This window comes from Avibacterium sp. 20-132 (assembly GCF_023611925.1).
Classification (GTDB): domain Bacteria; phylum Pseudomonadota; class Gammaproteobacteria; order Enterobacterales; family Pasteurellaceae; genus Avibacterium.
Genome location: NZ_CP091456.1, coordinates 2,535,022 through 2,554,563 on the forward strand (window position 1 = coordinate 2,535,022; position 19,542 = coordinate 2,554,563).

The window sequence follows — 19,542 nt, forward strand, 5'->3', positions numbered from 1 at the left end:
ATACGCTATTTTGCGTTGAAAACCAACTTTCTCGCCGATTTTCCTCGGCGTTTTACAACGCTAAACGGCTTTATCAAAATATAATTCAACTTGCGATAAGCTCGCCATCATTTCCACATAGGCTTTCACTTTTGGCGGGAAAACAAGCCCTTTCACACAAGTGAGGTTGCGTAACATTGGGAAAAGCAAAATATCTTCCATCGAAAGCTGATTATTTACCCCATTTTCTGACAAAATCAATGGTTCAAGAGCGGTAAAATCTTGCTGTAATTTTTCAATATATTGCGCAGAATTCGCAAGATTTTCAGCAAAATCACCAATACTTTCTGTTTTCTTTTTCACGAAATAATCCACCGCACTTTGGGTAGCAAATTCAGGCAAGCCTAACTGCACAAAACGTGGCAATAACAGATGATTATAATAACTACCGACTGCTTTCATCCACGCTTGCAGATCGCTACGCACCTCATCATCTGGCAGTAAGCGATTGCCATAGTTTTGATCCACATAATGCACAATATCTAAACTTTCTGGCATTGCTGTGCCATCTTCTTTAATCAAGATTGGCGCCATTTTCTTTCCAATCAAGGAAACTGGCGTTGCTTCATCATCACTTAATAGCATTAGCTCTACCACGGGCAAATTCTTTAAGCCAAAAATCATTCTGGCACGCACGCAGAATGGACAATGATCATAAACGTATAACTTCATTTTTGCTCCTTAATAAATTATTTATGTAAATCAGGGCTACCTTACCGCAAATTTTTTGATCCGCAAATAAAAAACTTGATGTTCATCACAGATTATTTTGCCAATTTTCTTTACGATCAAGCAGTGGTACAAGTTGAATATAGGGGGACTTATGTGGAAATCAATTTCTCAAGTTTTAGCCGAACATCTTGGTGCATATTATTTTATCAAGCAAAAACGTAAAGTGCATACGGGCGAAATGCACGAAGCTTGGATTATTGATGATGGAATCCAGCCTGTTTTTGTCAAAATCAATACAAAATCCTACCGCTCTATGTTTCGCGCCGAAGCGGATCAATTGGCGTTGCTAGCCAAAACGGGCTGTATTCAAGTACCGCAAGTTTACGGTGTAGGCTGTTCGTCAAACCACAGTTTTTTACTGTTAGAAGCCCTTCCTTTCACCTCCCCTACTGAACAAAGTATGGCGCAATTCGCGCCCCAATTAGCTCAACTTCATCAATGGGGAAACGTTGAGCATTACGGATTTGATTTCGATACTTGGCTTGGACCAGTGTATCAACCAAATGGGTGGTCAGATAATTGGGCAACCTTTTTTAGCGAACAGCGTATTGGCTGGCAATTACAGATCTGTAAAGAAAAAGGTTTAGACTTTGCGGATATTGATAAGTTGGTTGCCCTTGTTGCCAAACGTTTAGCCAAACATCAACCAAAGCCTGCGCTATTACACGGTAATCTTTGGATTGAAAATTGTGCAACAGTAACTGGCAAACCTTTTACTTACGATCCAGCCTGCTACTGGGGCGATCACGAATGCGATCTCGCATTTAGCGAATTGTTTCAACCATTCCCAGAAAAATTTTACCAAAATTATCACCGCACTTTACCTATTGATGAGGGCTATGCACAACGTAAACCGCTTTATCAGCTTTATTATTTATTAAATTTTAGCCATCGTTTTTCAGGTCATTACATAAATTTAACGAAACAATATCTCCAGCGATTATACGTCAATTAAAATAAGAAAAAGAGCAAATACTCAGCTCATCAGCTCTCTAAAACATTAAGGTGTACTGTTTTCTATTTTCTAGAAAACATGCTATTCATACAAAATAATCTTTTATTTATCCATGGATATATATGGCTATAACCTTAATAAGAATATTAAGCATAACCTATTGAATTTATTTAAGTTAATAAAATAATTATTATTTCTGGTCAGACAAGATAAAGTATTGACTTTCCCACATAAAAGAGTAATCTAACAAACGAGTTAGGTTGTTATTAACTCATGTTTAACAATAAATCCAAAAAAATAATAACAAAGGAGTTCATTATGAAACTTAAATCTAAATTAATGTTAGGTGCTATCGCAGCCCTATTATCTTCACAAGTTATCGCTTCAGCTGGCCAACCAGTTCCAGTTGATCCAAGTGAATACAATGGTGTTGGTTGTACAAAAGAATACGACCCAACTCCATATAAGAAAAAAGATGGTACAATTGTTACCGCACCAAATCGTTGTGTTGCTGCTAAATGGGCTTCTGAAGGTTTATAATTAAAAAATAGAATTTTAGCCTTGCTTATAAAGCAAGGCTTTTTGTTCTCTGAATAAAGGTTATATGGATAACTACTTAGAAAAAATTCTTCGTTCATCAATTATCGTTACTTTTCTAATCGGAATTGGTTGGTCTGTAGCCTATTCCTATGGCTGGGCACAATCTTTTTATTATCAATTTCCCTGGGAACTTGTGGAAGTAGGCATTCCAAATATAGCAAGAAGTTTAGGGTATGTCTTATTTATTTCTATAATTATTTCTTTTGTCTATATTGTTGGTTTGTATATTATTAGAAAAGCAAAAGATCATTTTTCTGATAGATTTATGAACCGCTTACGTGTTTTTATTGTCTTCACGGCACTCTCTTCCCCTATTGTTTTACAAGCAATCTTACTAATACAACATGTCAGTGCTGTATTACTAATCAGTTATACATTAATTGCAATTACAATTCCACTATTTGTAAAGCTTAAATATCAAAGTATAAGCCCACAAAATCTTAATAGACTGATCAAAAGAAAGAAGCTAAATCCAATTTATATTATGCTCTTTATATACCTATACTTTATTGTTTCTGCATTTACTATTGGATATTTCAGACCAGCTTTTAAACACGAATATGCATCTCTAGAAATTGAACATCAAAAGTACTATATCCTTGCAAAAAGTAATAATTTTTTTGTGTTATCTAAAAATATTAGCACTAACAATAATATATTTTTTACTTATCCTTGTATAGAAAAACCAATTACTATTTGCAAATTTGAGGTTGAAAAATTGAGTGTAATTAAATGATAGATATTTTATAAAATGATCTTTTAGAGTAAAAAATAGTCTTTCTAAAATTTCTTTCTATTCAATTATATTTTTAATATTTGACGAATTCTATGCTAAGTACTTTTTCAGTGTAACGGACAACTAGTTGCTAATAATTATTTTTTAGATTGTTAGCGACTATTTCGTTTAAAAAAAATCATTCATAAACATAATATTACATTTTTTCAATCAGTTATAATTTATCAACGCACTCTTTAATTCATTAAATAATCCTTATAATCTATTTGTTGTCTTTTCAATATTTAATTCAAGATGCTCTTTAGAGATAAATGCTTATTTCTCGTAATATTTAAGATTAGCATAATTCACACTCTTACTCTTTTTTATATTTATAAGGAAATTACCTTTGTCAGCTGATTTAGCTGAACGTTCTTCTAAATTATCTTTATACTTTGAACACCAATAAGGTAAATTGGGGTAAAACGCATTGTTCTTACTTTCTTTTAGAGTTTTAACCAGAATTCTAAGCCCTTGCTACCAGCAACAAATTTATGTTTTTCCTCTGTTTTCTCATTACCAGTGCAACCAAATAGAATTGATACATATAAGATAAAACATAAAGTAAATGAATAATACTGTATTAGTAACTCCTTGAGTACCTGCCAGTAAAGTTAGATCATTCTTTCATTTTTTAACTTTAATCAACTATATTTAACAACTGGCTACCTCATTTCATACTTAAAAAACTATATAGCTAACGTTAATAATACATCTAATGCAATATTTTTATAGTCATTTAAACTAAAAATAATACGATCTTACCAACACCTTTATGTGCTATCTGTAAACAGCGGTTGCTGCACATTGCCTTATTTTCATTTCAAACGCCTATATCACTAATCTTCATATAATTCTTATAAAAAAAATCCTTCCCTAAAAGGGAAGGATTCTTATGAGATAAATAATTATCTTAGAAAATTACCATTGATAACCAACACCTACAGAGCCACCAAAGTCTCCACGAGTATTTGCATTACCGGTTAATTTCAAGATAACTTTACCATTATCACTTGCTCTTGAGTAACCAACAGCAATAGCACCTTGTCCTTTATAAGTACCTGCCGCTGCAGCTACCATTGATTTACCAGGCATATAAACCTGTGGTAAACCAGCTGTCGCAGTTGCTCCTGCAATACCTGCACGAAGGTCTTTATTAAGTTTATTGATGTTATTGTTAATGTTACCAACAGCACCTTTTAACTGTCTTACATTTACAGCATCAGTATCATCTTTACCATCTGCTACATTAGTAATACGGTTACCGCCGTTATTTAGGCCATTAGTTGTCAAACTTACTGTACTGTTATTACCAGCTGCATTTGGACCGCTAATTGTTACACCATTACCTTGAACAGTTGTAGAGTTTCCAGCTGCATCTGTCGTAGTGACGGAATTTAGACCTTTAAGATCCTTAGCAAGTTTAACTGTTAGCTTAGCATTCTTACCATCTTGTTTTGCAACAACACCAATGTTGTTATCAGTAAGATCTTCTGCATTAGTTACACCACCCACAATTTGAGTTGTGTTATTTAATGTCATTTGAGCATTACCAACATCGCCTTGGTATTTGATGCCATCATTTAAGGTAGCGACTTGTTCAGTATTACCATCTGGTTTAGTGTAAACAATACGAGTTTTGCTCTCGCCATCTTTACCATCATTACCAGCCAGTCCTTTTTCGCCTTGTGCAACAGTTACACCAGCATTTGAACCATCTTTACCAGCAATACCGATAGAACCATCTTTGCCATTAATTGCAATACCTGGAGCACCATCTTTTCCTGGAACACCATCTTTGCCACCAACAACAATTGAGCCGCCATCAGCGCCATTGATTGCTACAGCATCTTTGCCATCAGCACCTTTCACACCAATAGAGCCAGGTTTACCATCTTTACCACCAATAGATACTTCACTATTTAAGGCAAATTGGATCTCATTGTCTTTTACAGTTGTAATGATATTTTTATTAGGATCAGTAAATTTAACTGTTTCTCCTAATCTTACATTATCATCACCACCCTTATCTGCTGCAATGTTAAAGCCTTTATTAACTAATGCATCTGCTGTGTTGTGTAGATCACTTACATTAACTGCATTATTAGCTACTTTACTTCCATCTTTACCTGCTTCTGCAAGTTGATCTAAGAAGTTCGCTTTGTCAGCAGGAACAGCCTTACCATCTACAGTTGGACTAATGTCTCCAATAGATGTACCTACATTCGCTAATTTAGTCGGAGAAGTAGTTGAACCATCGCCACTATTCATTGATGCAATAATATCACCAGCTTCAACTTTTGTACCACTACCATCTGGCTTAGTATTAAATGAACCATCTGCCTGTTTATACACTTTATCACCATCTTTATTGGTATAAACCACTGGTAATTGTGCATTCTCAACCACTTTTTGAGAGTTCACTTTCAAGTCATAGTGAATATGACCATCTTCTGGTTGAGGCTGAGGACGACTTACATCAATTGTACCATCAGAAGATTCAACTGTTGTTGTCGCTGCCGCAGCAGCTTCTTTTAACTGCTTCACATTAACAGCATCAGTATCATCTGTCCCCTCCGCAACATTGGTAATTTTATTATCACCATTGCTTAAACCATTTTCAGTTAAACTTACATTTGGTTTAGTTGGATTAGAATTAGTAATAGTAATGCCATCTTTATTAATGACTGTGTTATCACCATCCTTACCGAATGTAGCAGAATCTAGGTCTGTCAGATCTTTAGCCATTTTCACAACTAAAGCACCATCTTCCACATCAACACGGGTATTCGCATCCGTTGCTTTTGCATTATTATCTAAACCACCTTTAATTTGTAAGGTTTCATTTAGTTTTTTCGCAACAGTGTCGGTACCATTACCCTGGAAGATTAAGCCATCATTCAAGGTTGCAACTTCTTCTTTTTCACCATTTGGTTTTTCATAAACGATACGAGTTTTGCTTTCGCCATCTTTACCGTCATTACCATCTAGGCCTTTTGCACCTTTCTCGACCTTAATGCTTGCTTGACCATCTTTACCGTCAGCACCATCTTTGCCGTTTACGCCATCAACACCATTAAAGACAATTGCATCTTTAGTGATTGTTGTGCCATCACGACCATCAGCACCTTTGACTCCGATAGTTCCATCTTTGCCATCTTTACCGCTTACACGAACATCACCTTCTAAAGCAACGGTTAATGATTTATCATTCGCATCGGCTGTAACAGTAACACCATCTTTACCTTTAATTTGAATTTGTTTACCTAATTCTTGAGTAACTTCCTTACCGCTATCATCAGTTAAACCAAATCCTTTTTGCGTTAAATTTTCAGTTAGTGCATTTGCCGTATTATGTAAGTCACTTACATTTACAGCGCTATTTGGCTTACTTTCAGCTGCTTTTTCTAATGCTTTTGTGAAATCTTCACCATTTTGAGGAGCAATCACACTTTTCACATTATCCAAAGTTTGTGGAGTCGCTGAACCATCTTGTGCTACTAATGATGTACCTGCTGGAGTAGCTGGCTGTGCACCTTCTTTTGGCAAGCCATTTTCTAAATCACTTGCTTTATAGAATGTATCACCTACTTTCACTAATGGATTACCTTGTTCATCAGTATAAACAATTGGTAAACCTGTTACATCAATATGGTAAGAATGAACGCCATCCTTGCTTGTAATAGTAGAAACTTTTGTATTCGCACCATCAACAACTTGAACAGTTTCACCTAATTTAACAGTTTGTGCATTACCGTCATTAGTTTGTAATTTCCAACCTGTATTAGTTAAATTATCAGAAACATTTTTCAAATCACCGATATTAGCTGCGTTAGTTAATGTAGGATCATTATCTTCTAATGAAGAAATATCTTTATCTCCCAAACCACTCGCAACATTTGTGATTTGATTTCCACCATTATTTAAGCCATCTTTCGTCAAGCTTACCGTTTCTGCTGGCGTACCGTTATTGATAGTCATACCATTATTAGTAATCGTCGTAACCGGATTATCTGATGTTGGATTTTCTGGGTTACCAAATGTTGCACTAGTTAAATCTCTTAATGCCTGCGCCATTTGAATTACTAATTGACCATTGATGCTATCTACACGTAAATTTTTATCTGTTACTGCAGCATCGGACTCTAAACCACCATTCTCACTTGCTTTTCCAGATAGTTTTAACGTGGTATTTAGTTTCTTATCAATGGTTTCACCAGTATCACCTTCAAAACGTAAACCATCGTTTAATGTTGCAACTTCTTCTTTTTCGCCATTTGGTTTTTCATAAACGATACGAGTTTTGCTTTCGCCATCTTTACCGTCATTACCATCTAGGCCTTTTGCTCCTTTCTCGACCTTAATGCTTGCTTGACCATCTTTACCGTCAGCACCATCTTTGCCGTTTACGCCATCAACACCATTAAAGACAATTGCATCTTTAGTGATTGTTGTGCCATCACGACCATCAGCACCTTTGACTCCGATAGTTCCATCTTTGCCATCTTTACCGCTTACACGAACATCACCAGAAAGTGAAACTTCTAGGCGGCGGCCGTCTTGCTCTGCATCTTTAGCCGTTACTGTTACGCCATCAACGCCTTTAATTTGGATTTGTTTACCTAATTCTTGAGTAACTTTATTACCGCTATCATCAGTTAAACCAAATCCTTTAGCTGTTAAAGCATCTGAAGTATTTTTCAGATCACTTACATTGACAGCACTGTTTGGTTTGCTGTCAGCAGCTTCTTTTAATACTGTTGAGAAATCTTTATCCTCAGTCGGAGTTTCAATTACACTCTTCACATTATCCAATGTTTGAGGCGTAGCAGTACCATCTTTAGAAACTAAAGTCGTTCCTGTTGGTGTCGCTTCTGGTGCATCTTGGTTAACCACACCATCTGTAACATCACTAGCTTTATAGAATTTATCGCCTACTTTCACTAACGGATTTCCATCTTCATCAGTATAAGCAACTGGTAAACCGGTTACATCAACATGGAATGTATGTTTGCCATTAGCATCAGTGACTGTTGAAACTTTGGTATTTGCACCATCAACCACTTGAACAGTTTCACCTAATTTAACTGTGCTTTCAGTACCATCATTAGTTTGTAACTTCCAACCAGTATCCGTTAATTTTTTAGAAACATTCTGCAAATCACCAATATTAGCAACATTTTTCAATGTATCGCCTTTAGCTTCTTCAAGTTTAGTATCACCTAAACCACTCTCAACGCCCGTGATTTGACCAGCAGGATTATTAATCACAATCTGGTTACCTGCAGCATTTTGTGTGGTAATTGCACCTGTTGAACCATCTACATTGACACCTGGTTTATTTTCTACACCTTTATTATCAACAGGATTATTACCAAACACCGCGCTGGTTAAATCTGTCAGCTCTTTAGCCATTTTCACAACTAAATTACCTTCATCATCAACATCAACTCGGGTATTTGCATCCGTTACATCTTTATCTTCGGCTAATCCACCTTTAACAGTTAAAGTTTCGTTAAGTTTTTTCTCAACAACTTTGTCACCGTTACCTTTGAATTTTAAGCCATCATTTAAGGTTGCAACAGTCTCTTTGTCACCATTTGGTTTTTCGTAAACGATACGAGTTTTGCTTTCGCCATCTTTGCCATCATTGCCAGCAAGTCCAGGCTCGCCTTTCTCTACTTTTACGCTTACTTGACCATTTTGTCCATCGGTACCATCTTTGCCGTCCACACCATCAACACCGTTGAATACGATTGCATCTGGTTTCACAACAACAGATTTACCATCTGCACCATCTTTACCATTGGTTACAGTAACCTCTTTAAACTCCGGTGCTTCTGCTACTTGAACTTCAATTTTACCGTTATTCACAACAGTACGAACATTTTTCGCGGTAGTAGTTACAGCATCTTCAGCCCCACCAACAACTTCAACTGTTTCACCAAGTTTTTTGGTTACAGCGTTACCGTCTTGTGCGGTTAAACCAAAACCTTTATTAGTTAATGCATCAGCAGTGTTTTTCAAATCACTTACATTTACAGCATTGTTCGCATTTGCTGTATTTGCAGCATCTAATTTATCAAGATAAGTATCGCCTTTTTGATCTGCAATGCTTGAACCAACATTAGCTAACTTAGTTGGTGTAGAAGTTGAACCGTCACCACTATTCATAGAAGCAATAACATCAGCTGCTTCAACACGTTTACCCTGACCATCTGCCTGAGTATTAAACGAACCATCTGCTTGTTTATATAATTTATTGCCTTCAGCATCTGTATAAACAACTGGTAATTGAGCACCCTCTACAATTTTTTGTTTATCAACAGTTAAATCATAATTTGTATGCCCATCTTCTTCGGTTGTTTCTCCAACTAGAATAGAGTCATCACTAGAAGTTACTGTCGTTCTAGCTTTTTTCACATCAGCAATATTTGCAGCATTAGTTAATGTATCACCCGTTGCATCTTCAAGAGCAGTGTCACCTAAACCACTTGCAACATTAGTGATCTGATTATTACCATTATCTAAGCCTTCATTGCTTAATTTAACGGTATCATTAGGGCCACCGATGAAACTGGTTTCAGTTGCTGTACGTAATGCTACATTACTACCATCATTATTAGTTGTAGTAATAGCACCGCCTGTGATTTCTGTAGAATCACCTGTCGTATTATCAGTGAATGTTGCAGAAGTTAAATCAGTAAGATTCTTAGCTAATTTAACAACTAGCTCTCCGCCTGTTACATCAACACGCGTATTCGCATCAGTAGCATCTTCACCCTGAGCCAATCCACCTTTAACAGTTAAGGTTTCATTCAGTTTCTTAGCTACAGTTTCATCACCATTCCCTTTGAATTTTAAGCCATCATTCAAGGTTGCGACTTCCTCATCATTGACTTCAAGACGAGGCTTATTAGTTGTACCATCAACTCCAGGCTTACCATCAACTTTTGTGGTTAACGTTACACCATTAGCACCATCTTTTCCTGCAATGCTGATACCTGGTTTACCCTCTGGTCCAGTATCACCTTTAATGCTTACACCATCTTTGCCGTCTTTACCTACAACATTGATTGTACCCGCTTGTCCAGGCGTACCATCTTTAGCTTTTTCGCCAACTGTAACTTCATTGCCTAATGCTAATTTTAATGAGTTATTTGCAGTATCAGCAGTAACCGTAATACCGTCTTCACCTTTGATCTGAATTGCTTCACCAAGGTTTTTCTTCACTTCGGTATTACTATCATCAGATAAAGCAAAACCTTTATTTGTCAGTGCATCCGATGTATTTTTCAGATCTTTAACATTTACTGCTTTATTTGGTGAATTTGTTGCTGCGGTCTCTAAAGCGTCAGTAAAGTCACTGTCGGTTTTATTACCATCAGGGTCAATCGCACTCTTCACATTATCTAGTGTTTGAGGTTCTGCTGCACCATCTTTAGAAACTAAAGTTGTTCCTGTTGGGGTCGCCTCTTCAGCATTATTATTTACAACACCGTTAGTTACATCGCTAGCTTTATAGAATTTATCACCTACTTTCACTAACGGATTTCCATTTGCGTCAGTATACGCAACTGGTAAACCAGTTACATCAACATGGAAAGTATGTTTGCCATCAGCATCAGTTACCGTTGAAACTTTGGTATTTGCACCATCAACTACTTGAACAGTATCACCAATTTTAACTGTGGTCTCAGTATTAGAATTAGTCTGTAACTTCCAACCCGTATCAGCAATATTTTTCAAATCACCAATATTAGCAACATTAGTTAATTCAGGTGCATTATCTCCTAATGAAGAAATTGTCTTACTACCTAAACCACTAGTAACACCTGTAATTTGACCTTCTGGGTTATTGATCGTAATCGTGTTACCTGCTGCATTATTAGAGGTAATAGCACCTGTATCACCATCAATTTTAACCCCTGGTTTTGTTCCTGCATCAGAAGCAGTAGGATCATTACCAAAAGTCGCGCTGGTTAATTCAGTTAAGGTTTTAGCCATTTTAAGAACTAATTCACCACCTTCACTATCTACACGCAAGTTTTTATCAGTAACTTCTGCATCTGAGCCTAACTTGCCTTTAATAGCTAAAGTTTCATTTAACTTCTTATTAATGACATCGCCTTTATCACCTTGGAATTTTAAACCATCATTCAAAGTCGCAACTTCTTCACCATTGACTTCAAGACGAGGTTTAGTGTTTGTACCGTCAGTCGCACCTTTACCATCAACACCAGGCTGACCATCAACTTTTGTCGTTAAAGTTACGCCATCAACACCGTCTTTTCCTGCAATGCTAATACCTGGTTTACCCTCTGCTCCAGTATCACCTTTAATGCTTACACCATCTTTGCCATCTTTACCAACAACATTGATTGTGCCAGCTTGACCAGCTCCACCATTTTCAGGTTCACCAACAGTTACAGTATTTCCTAAAGCTAGTTTTAATGAATTATCTGTGCTATCCGCAGTAACAGTAATGCCATCTTCACCTTTAATCTGAATAGCTTCACCCAATTTTTTCTTCACTTGAGTGTTTTTATCATCAGCTAAAGCAAAACCTTTATCGGTTAAATCATTCGCAGCTTTTTGTAAATCACCTACATTGGTAGCATTTTTAAGCGTATCACCAGAAGCTTTATCTAACTCTTGACCATCTAAACCACTTGCAACATTAGTGATTTTGTTATCACCATTATTTAATCCATTTTCTGTTAAACTAACAGTTTTAGCTGGATCATTTGCACCGCTACCATTATCTTTGTTGATAGTTACACCATCTTTATTGATAACAGTTTTGTCAGCATCTGATGTACCAAAAGTTGCATCAGTTAAACCAGCTAAACTTTTCGCTAATTTAACAGTTAAAGTATCAGTGTTATTTGAAACCACCCCGATATTATTATCAGAAAGTTTCTCCGCTTCGGTAACACCACCTTTAACATTAGTTACTTCACCTAACTGACGAGTAAACGTGTTTGCACCACTGTTTTCGCCAACATCACCGGCATATTTTGTGCCTTTGGCAATGTTTTGAGTATTAATATCAACTTTCTTATTAGTTGCATATAACTGGCTACCATTTACTGCATCTTTAGAGGTCTCAGAGATCTCTCCATCAGCAACATTAGTTACTTTTTTATTACCTGCACTAATACCATCTTTAGTGATGCTTGGTCCATTATTTGCAAGTGTTAATCCATCTTTATTTAGAGTATTGCCATTGATAGTAACACTTCCGTTCTCACCTAAATCAAGGGTTTTAGCAAGTTCAATTTTTAATTTGCTGTCCTCAACTTTAGTTGAAATATTTGAATCAGCACCAACCACTTCAATAGTGTTATTAAGTTTTTTCTTAACCTCTTTGGTATCTTGTGCTTTTAAGCCAAATTCAGCCGCATTTACTTTATCATCAACAGATTTCACCGCACTTTCAGTTGCAGCACGACCAGCATTTTCACCTGTACCATAATCAACCTTATTATCAGTTGGATTACGCTCATCTAAACCTGTAACCTTACCAGCTTCAACTTTTGTAGGTTTCCCATCTTTAGTGATAGTTAAACCATCAGTATTCATTGATGTATTACCTGTTGTTACAGTATTTGCTGTTACACTATTTAAATTAACATCATCTTTAGTTGCGATGCTGATCTTACCTTCTGATTGGGTTAATTTAATATTTTTACCCGCATCAAAAGTTAAAGTTTCACCTGGTTGAATAGCATCTTCCATTTGACCAGATTGTTCGCCACCATCAGAATTAGATACTGTTGCTTTCCAACCTTGATTTACATGCTTAATGGCTTCATCAATCGTTGTTTTACCAGTACCACCAACACCATCGGTATCACCACTACCGTTTTGAGTTGTATTACCATAAGTAATATTTCCTGTATTCGGATCTACTGCTGCATCGCCGCCTAAAACATTTTTAACACTATTCGCAACATTATTAACCACATTATTTGTTGCATAAAGCTGTGAACCATTGATTGCATCTGTTGAAGTTGCAGAAATTTCACCTGCGGCAACATTTTGGATACGGCGTTCATTTCCAGCTGCTCCAACGGTTACTACACCGTGAGCTTGAGCCCCGGCAAAACCACCATAAGTGATTGCACCAACAGTTGCATTAGTTACTGTACCGCCATCACCTGCAGTTGTCGTATTTCCATCTGAACCATCTTTTTTCTTATTTTTAGACCCTACTGTATTGCCAGCAGCTGCTCGGCTACTTGAACCGATATAAGCAGAGTTAGCAACCCCAGCAGTAATATCATTACCTAAAATCTGAACATTGGAAGTTTGTATTGTGTTATGGTTACCAATCACACGGATACTATCATTAGCGCCTTCTGCAAAAGTATTATCATTACCAAAGACTCCAGAATTACTAGCAGCGATAGTGCCATTATTATTACCTAAAGAATAAGTACCTTCACCACTAATTGTTGTAGGATCACCAATTGCACCAGAGTTATTTCCGCTTACGACGTTTCCTGTACCAATAGAAATGGCATTAGCTCCTTGTGCTTGGGCTCCAGCACCAATAGCAATAGAGCTATCTCCTGTCGCTTTAGCTGCTGTACCAAGTGCAGAAGCATTTCTACCAGCAAGAGACTGACGACCAATCGCAGTAGCAGCCTCTGCAGAAGCGTTTGCATGATTACCAAACGCAGAAGATGCTGTTGCCAAAGCATTTGCATAAGAACCTACCGCAGTAGCGCCATTGCCTGTAGATTTAGCTTCTCCACCAAGCGCAATACCTCCCACGGTATTGGCTAAAGACTTAGTACCAATCGCAATAGTATCTACCTGTTCACTTTTATTACCCGCAACAGCCTCTGTACCGATAGCAATACTTCTCGTTCCTGCCGCATTTGATAAGGTACCTTGGGCAATAGCGTTGGCTTTACTTGCACTCGCTTTTGTACCAATAGAAATAGAAGATGCGCCCGTTGCTTTTGTTGAATTTTCTAAAGAATAATCATAATCCCCATTAGTTAATGTATTGGTCGAAGTATCACGCCCACCAATAGCAATCGCCCCCTTAGCATTTGCAGTGGCTGAAGCACCTACAGCAACAGTACTAATCGCATTGGCTACCGCTGTTGTACCTACAGCAACACCTAATTTATCAGAATATGCTTGACGACCGGCTGCAACGGAAGCATTGTCAGAGTAACTCGCTGTACCTACAGATACACCCGAATTAGCAGAGTTAGATTGTAAACCCACCGAAACAGACACTGTATTAGCAATGGCATTTCCCCCAAGCGCAACCCCACCATTCATAGCACTTGCTCTATCACCAACTGAAACAGTACCAAATCCTTTAAGAGCTTCTGAATCAGCATTACGATAATACATATCTAAAGCATTTGCTTCTAAGATTCCAGGGTGACCATTATTGCCACGCACTCCTGAATAGGTTAATGAAGGGCTTGTGGCCGTAGCCTGATTACCAATCGCAATATTATTTTCATAGTTAGTTCTTGCACTTGAACCAATTGCAATAGCATTAGGCGCTTTATTATCGGCACTTGTATTATCAGCTTCGACTCTCGCATTAGCACCTATCGCAATTGATCTGTCTCCTCCCGCTCGAGCTACAGACCCCACGGCCACAGAGGAATCACCATCAGCTTTTGTACTACTGTCCTCTGTATAAGTAGTCATTCCAACAGTAGAGCCTAAACCACCATCAACTAATTTAATATCCGCATTTGCACTACCGATAGCAACCGAACGATTACCTGTTGCGGTAGCTGATTGTCCCATTGCGATGCCACCAGTTCCTTTAGCATAAGCTGCAGTACCAATTGCCATCGACATGTTCCCTGCTGCCGAAGCTTGGCGCATCACCGCTAAAGAATTGAATGCCGCTGCACGCGCTGCTGTTCCTAAAGCAATCGCACCAATATCACTCGCATGAGTAAAAGAACCTAAGGCAATAGACATACCACCTTCTGCAGTTGCATAATTACCAATTGCAATCCCTGAAGATGCAACCCCACCATTCGTTCTGCTTTGTCCAGCTTTACTAATTGTATTAGCAAAATTACCAATCGCAATACCACTTTGAGTCATACCGGTATTTTCAGTATATAATTTAGATCCACCTGAACCTGTAGCCGCAGTAGAAAGAGTAGTATCATCTGGCGTTGCAAAAGTCATATTACCAGGGGTTCTATAATTTAAAGGCTGAATTTTAGGATCATCGCTTGCCTGTGCCTTACGTCTAACTGTTGTGCCAGATGAATCACCGCCTATAACACCTGTATCAACATTATGTACTGTGCCATCTTCATCTGTATAGTTAAATGCTACATACGCATTTGCGGCTGTAGGCAATGCAAGAAGCACACTGAGAGAAAGAGAATTTAAAAAGAAACTTTTTAAGGTTTTTGATGTCTTTTTAACAGAACCAACGATTGTTGTCGGTTTGCCATGACGAGAGGCTAATTCGGAAACAACCACCCACGTCTGTAGGGACTGATTCCAGACGATACGAAATATTTTGTTCATACTAAAAATCCTAAATGGAAATTAAAAAATAAAAATTAACCAACATGATTAACTGGCTAACTACTTTAAAACTCAACAATAGAGTGATACCCTAGCCTAGAGTAAATCGATTAAATAGTATCAATTAAATAGAAAATTCTCAAATTTTTTTATGTAATCTTTTGTAAATTTAAAAACACATTCCTTTTAGGATATTCCTAATCATTCTGGGAAAATGAACTTTGATCTCTATCAACTAAAGAAACTCGTTTCAGAATATTCCTGCTCTTTTTCTTGCCAAATTCCTAAATGTGAGGATAATAGAGAGAAATAAGAATAACTTTTATTTAGATTAGAGAATAAAAATGGGGCTTTTGCGTTACTATCGTTATCTATTATGTTTAGCTTTGATCTTTTTCACTTCTTTCTCCTCTGCATCTGAAAACTATCAACAATGGATTCAAGACATCGAAAATCGTCTTGATAAAACCGCTCAGCTTTACCAAGAAAAGCAAGTTGATGACGCGCGCAGCGAAGTGCAAATGGCTTATTTTGAAGTGTTTGAAAATTTAGAAGGGCCAATTCGCATTAACTTTTCTGCGCAAAAAAGTTACCAAATGGAAGCCACTTTTGGTGAAATCCGTAAAATGATCGGTGAAGGTAAACCCTTGTCTGAAGTGCAGAATAAAATCAGCCAACTAAAACAAGATCTGCAATTCGTCTTGCCTGTTTTAGAACAAGGTCATCAGCTCAACGCTTCTAATCAGCACGATGTTTATCAGCATAATGAGATTGATCCTTATTGGCAGGAAAGTTTTAGAACCATTGATGATCTACTCGCACAAGCCATCAGCACGTACCAAAAAGGTGATCTTACCCAAGCGAAAAAACTTATTCAGCAAGCCCAATACGATGGCTATAAAAACAGCGAAATGGAAATGTCCATTCGTAAAAATCGTTCTGCTGCTATTTCTGCGAGTATCAATCAGCAATTTTACGATCTCATCAAATTAAGTGAACAGCCTCAACAAATTAATGCCTTGGGTTACCAAATCACCGCCTTATTACAAGATATAGAAGAACAACTTCCTCAACTTCCAACCACGAAAACAGCGCAAGCTACAAATCAAAGTGCGGTGCAAAATTCGCAAGATCTTTCTGATAATCAAAATTGGGCAGACGTGGCAAGCCAAGTTAATCAAGGTATTACCAATGCCATTGCCTTATTTGAAAAGGGAGAAAGTAAAAAAGCCATTCTTGCTGTGCAAGACACTTATTTTGATATTTTTGAAAGCAGTGGAATGGAAAATAAAATAGGCTCTCGTGATAGTCATTTCAAAACGGAAATTGAGGGCTATTTTACCCGTTTAGTCAGCTTGATGAAAGCCAACCAGCCTGCACAACAGCTTCATCAACAAGCAGAAGGTTTAGCGCAAAACTTAACTAAAGCTGTAGAAATGTTGCAAGGTAATCAGCAAAGCGATTGGACAATGTTTCTTTACAGTTTCTTGATTATGCTTCGTGAAGGCTTAGAAGCCTTATTGATTGTCGCGGCCATTGTGGCTTATTTAGTGAAAAATAATCATCAAGATAAATTGCCTGTGATTAAACAATCCGTTTATGTTGCCTTAACTGCAAGTGTCATCACCGCTGCGATTTTCCAATTGGTCTTTTCTAATTCTGGTGCAAGTCGAGAATTACTCGAAGGCTTTACGATGATGATTGCAGTAATAATGCTATTTATGATGAGTTATTGGCTACTTTCCAAAGTTGAAGCGCAAAATTGGAAACGCTATTTAGAAGGGAAACTCTCCGCCGCCCTCACCACGGGATCACTTATCGGTTTGTGGATCACCAGTTTTCTTGCTGTTTATCGCGAAGGTGCGGAGACCGTATTGTTTTATTATGCGTTAGCGGGGGATGCCACTAATGCAATGAGCTATGTCTATTTATTTGCGGGCATTGTCGCAGGCATTGTGGTGCTTGCTATTTGCTATGTCATTATGCGTTATTCTGTCGTTAAATTACCGCTTAAACCGTTCTTTATGTTTACGGGATCTTTTATGTATTTAATGGCATTTATTTTCGCAGGAAAATCGGTACTAGAACTGATTGAAGGAAAACTGTTTGAACCAACGCTGGTTGCCAATGTACCAGAAATTTCGTGGCTCGGCATTTATCCTTATGTTGAAACCCTAACGCCTCAGGCTATTTTACTTATCGCCGCCGTTTTTGCTTTATTCTATATGAAATATCAAAGCAAAAAACAGGCTTAATGTTGATTTTAACCCCTTAACAGATAGGAGTCCCTATGAAAAAAACATTTGTTGCAGCCACTTTATTAGCGGGAATTTTAACCGCACCTTCCGCCCTTGCCTTCAAAGAATACCCAATTGGTGAAGCGGTAACAATGAACGGTATGGAAATTGCTGCCGTTTATTTACAACCTATTGATATGGAACCACGTGGAATGGGATTATCTGCTAAAGATTCAGATATTCACCTTGAAGCGGATATTCACGCCACTAAAGGCAACGACAATGGCTTTGGTGAAGGTGAATGGATGCCATATTTAACCATTGCATACACCCTTGTAAACACCGATACGGGTGAAAAACAAGAAGGTACATTTATGCCAATGGTAGCCGGCGATGGCCCACATTATGGCGCAAACGTGAAAATGATGGGCGTGGGTAACTACAAAGTAACCTATCATATCGATCCGCCATCAAAAGCAGGTATGCACCGCCATACTGACAGCGAAACAGGAGTAGGTCGCTGGTGGAAACCTTTTGATGTAAGCTATGAGTTTAAATTTACTGGATTGAAGTAGTTTATATCATAGCACTCGGATAAATTAGAAAATAATATCTCTAGTCTTTGGGCGGACACATCGGTCCGCCCCTACAATGCTAGAAATATCTTATTAACATTCCCTAGAATATTTGAATGTTACATAACGCGTAGAGGCGGATCTATGTGTCCGCCAAAACAACGGAATAATATTAATAAAGTTCCATAACTGTAGAGGCAGACCGATGTGTCCGCCCAAAAACAACAAAACAATATTAATAGAGTTCCATAACCGTAAGGGCGATCCTATATGTCTTCCCGGAAAACAGAATGATACAAATTGAGTTACATAACCCGTAGGGGCGGACCGATGTGTCCGCCCATATCTCAAAATAAAAATGACTAATGTAACGGAAAAACCAAAACGAAAAGTAATTCGGCTACAACATTATGACTATTCACAAATAGGACTCTACTTTATTACGGTCTGTACTCACAATAAAGAATGCCTATTTGGTAATATCGAAAATCATAAAATGCTAATGAATGATGTTGGAAAAATGATCCAATATTGGTACTTAGAACTTGGAAAGAAATTTCCTAATGTAGAATGTTTAGAATATATCGTGATGCCAAATCATATTCACTTTATTTTATACATTAAAGAACAACAAAAATACAGTATTCCAACCATTGTGCAATGGTTTAAAACAATGACAACAAACAATTATATAAAAAATGTCAAAAACAATCATTGGAAACCATTTGAGGGAAAACTTTGGCAAAGAAGCTATTATGAGCATATTATAAGGAATGAAAAATCCTATCTCGAAATTGCTGAATATATAGAATGTAATCCATATAATTGGAATAATGATAGCTTATTTCAGAATTGATGGTAAGGTAATGGGTGGACACATAGGTCCCCCCTACATAATATAGTAAATACAAAATATCACACAATATTTCTAACGAAGCTCCCAAAACCGTAGGGGCGGACCTATGTGTCCGCCCAAAACAACGGAATAATATTAATAAAGCTCCATAACCGTAGAGGCGGACCTGTGTGTCCGCCCAAAAACAACGGAATAATATTAATAGAGTTCCATAACTGTAGCGGCGGTCCTGTGTG

Annotated in this window: 8 protein-coding genes; 6 read left to right on the forward strand and 2 right to left on the reverse strand. The window is 37.5% G+C overall.

Annotated elements, in window-relative coordinates:
• Positions 1–60 precede the first annotated feature (60 nt).
• A complete protein-coding gene (gene grxB, locus L4F93_RS12230; RefSeq protein WP_250350492.1) occupies positions 61–711 on the reverse strand; it encodes a glutaredoxin 2 in 651 nt (216 codons plus the stop codon).
• Positions 712–862: 151 nt separating this feature from the next.
• Between grxB and L4F93_RS12235 the strand changes: the two genes are divergently transcribed.
• The 3 genes from L4F93_RS12235 (at position 863) to L4F93_RS12245 (ending at position 3,062) form a co-directional block, all read left to right on the forward strand.
• Positions 863–1,726, forward strand: a complete 864-nt coding sequence (locus L4F93_RS12235) for a fructosamine kinase family protein (RefSeq protein WP_250350493.1) — start codon at positions 863–865, stop codon at positions 1,724–1,726.
• A gap of 318 nt (positions 1,727–2,044) precedes the next feature.
• Complete coding sequence (locus L4F93_RS12240) at positions 2,045–2,266, forward strand: hypothetical protein (RefSeq protein WP_250350494.1); 222 nt, start codon at positions 2,045–2,047, stop codon at positions 2,264–2,266.
• A gap of 64 nt (positions 2,267–2,330) precedes the next feature.
• Positions 2,331–3,062 carry a hypothetical protein gene (locus L4F93_RS12245; RefSeq protein WP_250350495.1) on the forward strand — a complete coding sequence of 244 codons (732 nt, stop codon included), beginning with the start codon at positions 2,331–2,333 and terminating at the stop codon, positions 3,060–3,062.
• Between the two features lie 960 nt (positions 3,063–4,022).
• On the opposite strand, the gene L4F93_RS12250 is transcribed toward L4F93_RS12245, so the two are convergent.
• A complete protein-coding gene (locus L4F93_RS12250) occupies positions 4,023–15,638 on the reverse strand; it encodes a YadA-like family protein (protein ID WP_250350496.1) in 11,616 nt (3,871 codons plus the stop codon).
• 344 nt (positions 15,639–15,982) lie between these two features.
• Between L4F93_RS12250 and L4F93_RS12255 the strand changes: the two genes are divergently transcribed.
• The 3 genes from L4F93_RS12255 to L4F93_RS12265 all read left to right on the forward strand — a co-directional run bounded on the left by L4F93_RS12255 (position 15,983) and on the right by L4F93_RS12265 (position 19,306).
• On the forward strand, positions 15,983–17,893 hold the full coding sequence (locus L4F93_RS12255; RefSeq protein ID WP_250350497.1) for an FTR1 family iron permease: 1,911 nt from the start codon (positions 15,983–15,985) through the stop codon (positions 17,891–17,893).
• Positions 17,894–17,928: 35 nt separating this feature from the next.
• The gene (locus L4F93_RS12260; protein ID WP_017805905.1) at positions 17,929–18,450 is read left to right on the forward strand and encodes an iron transporter; all 522 of its coding nucleotides are present in this window, start codon (positions 17,929–17,931) and stop codon (positions 18,448–18,450) included.
• A 358-nt stretch (positions 18,451–18,808) separates the two neighbouring features.
• Positions 18,809–19,306 carry an REP-associated tyrosine transposase gene (locus L4F93_RS12265; RefSeq protein WP_250350498.1) on the forward strand — a complete coding sequence of 166 codons (498 nt, stop codon included), beginning with the start codon at positions 18,809–18,811 and terminating at the stop codon, positions 19,304–19,306.
• The last annotated feature ends 236 nt before the right edge of the window (positions 19,307–19,542 follow it).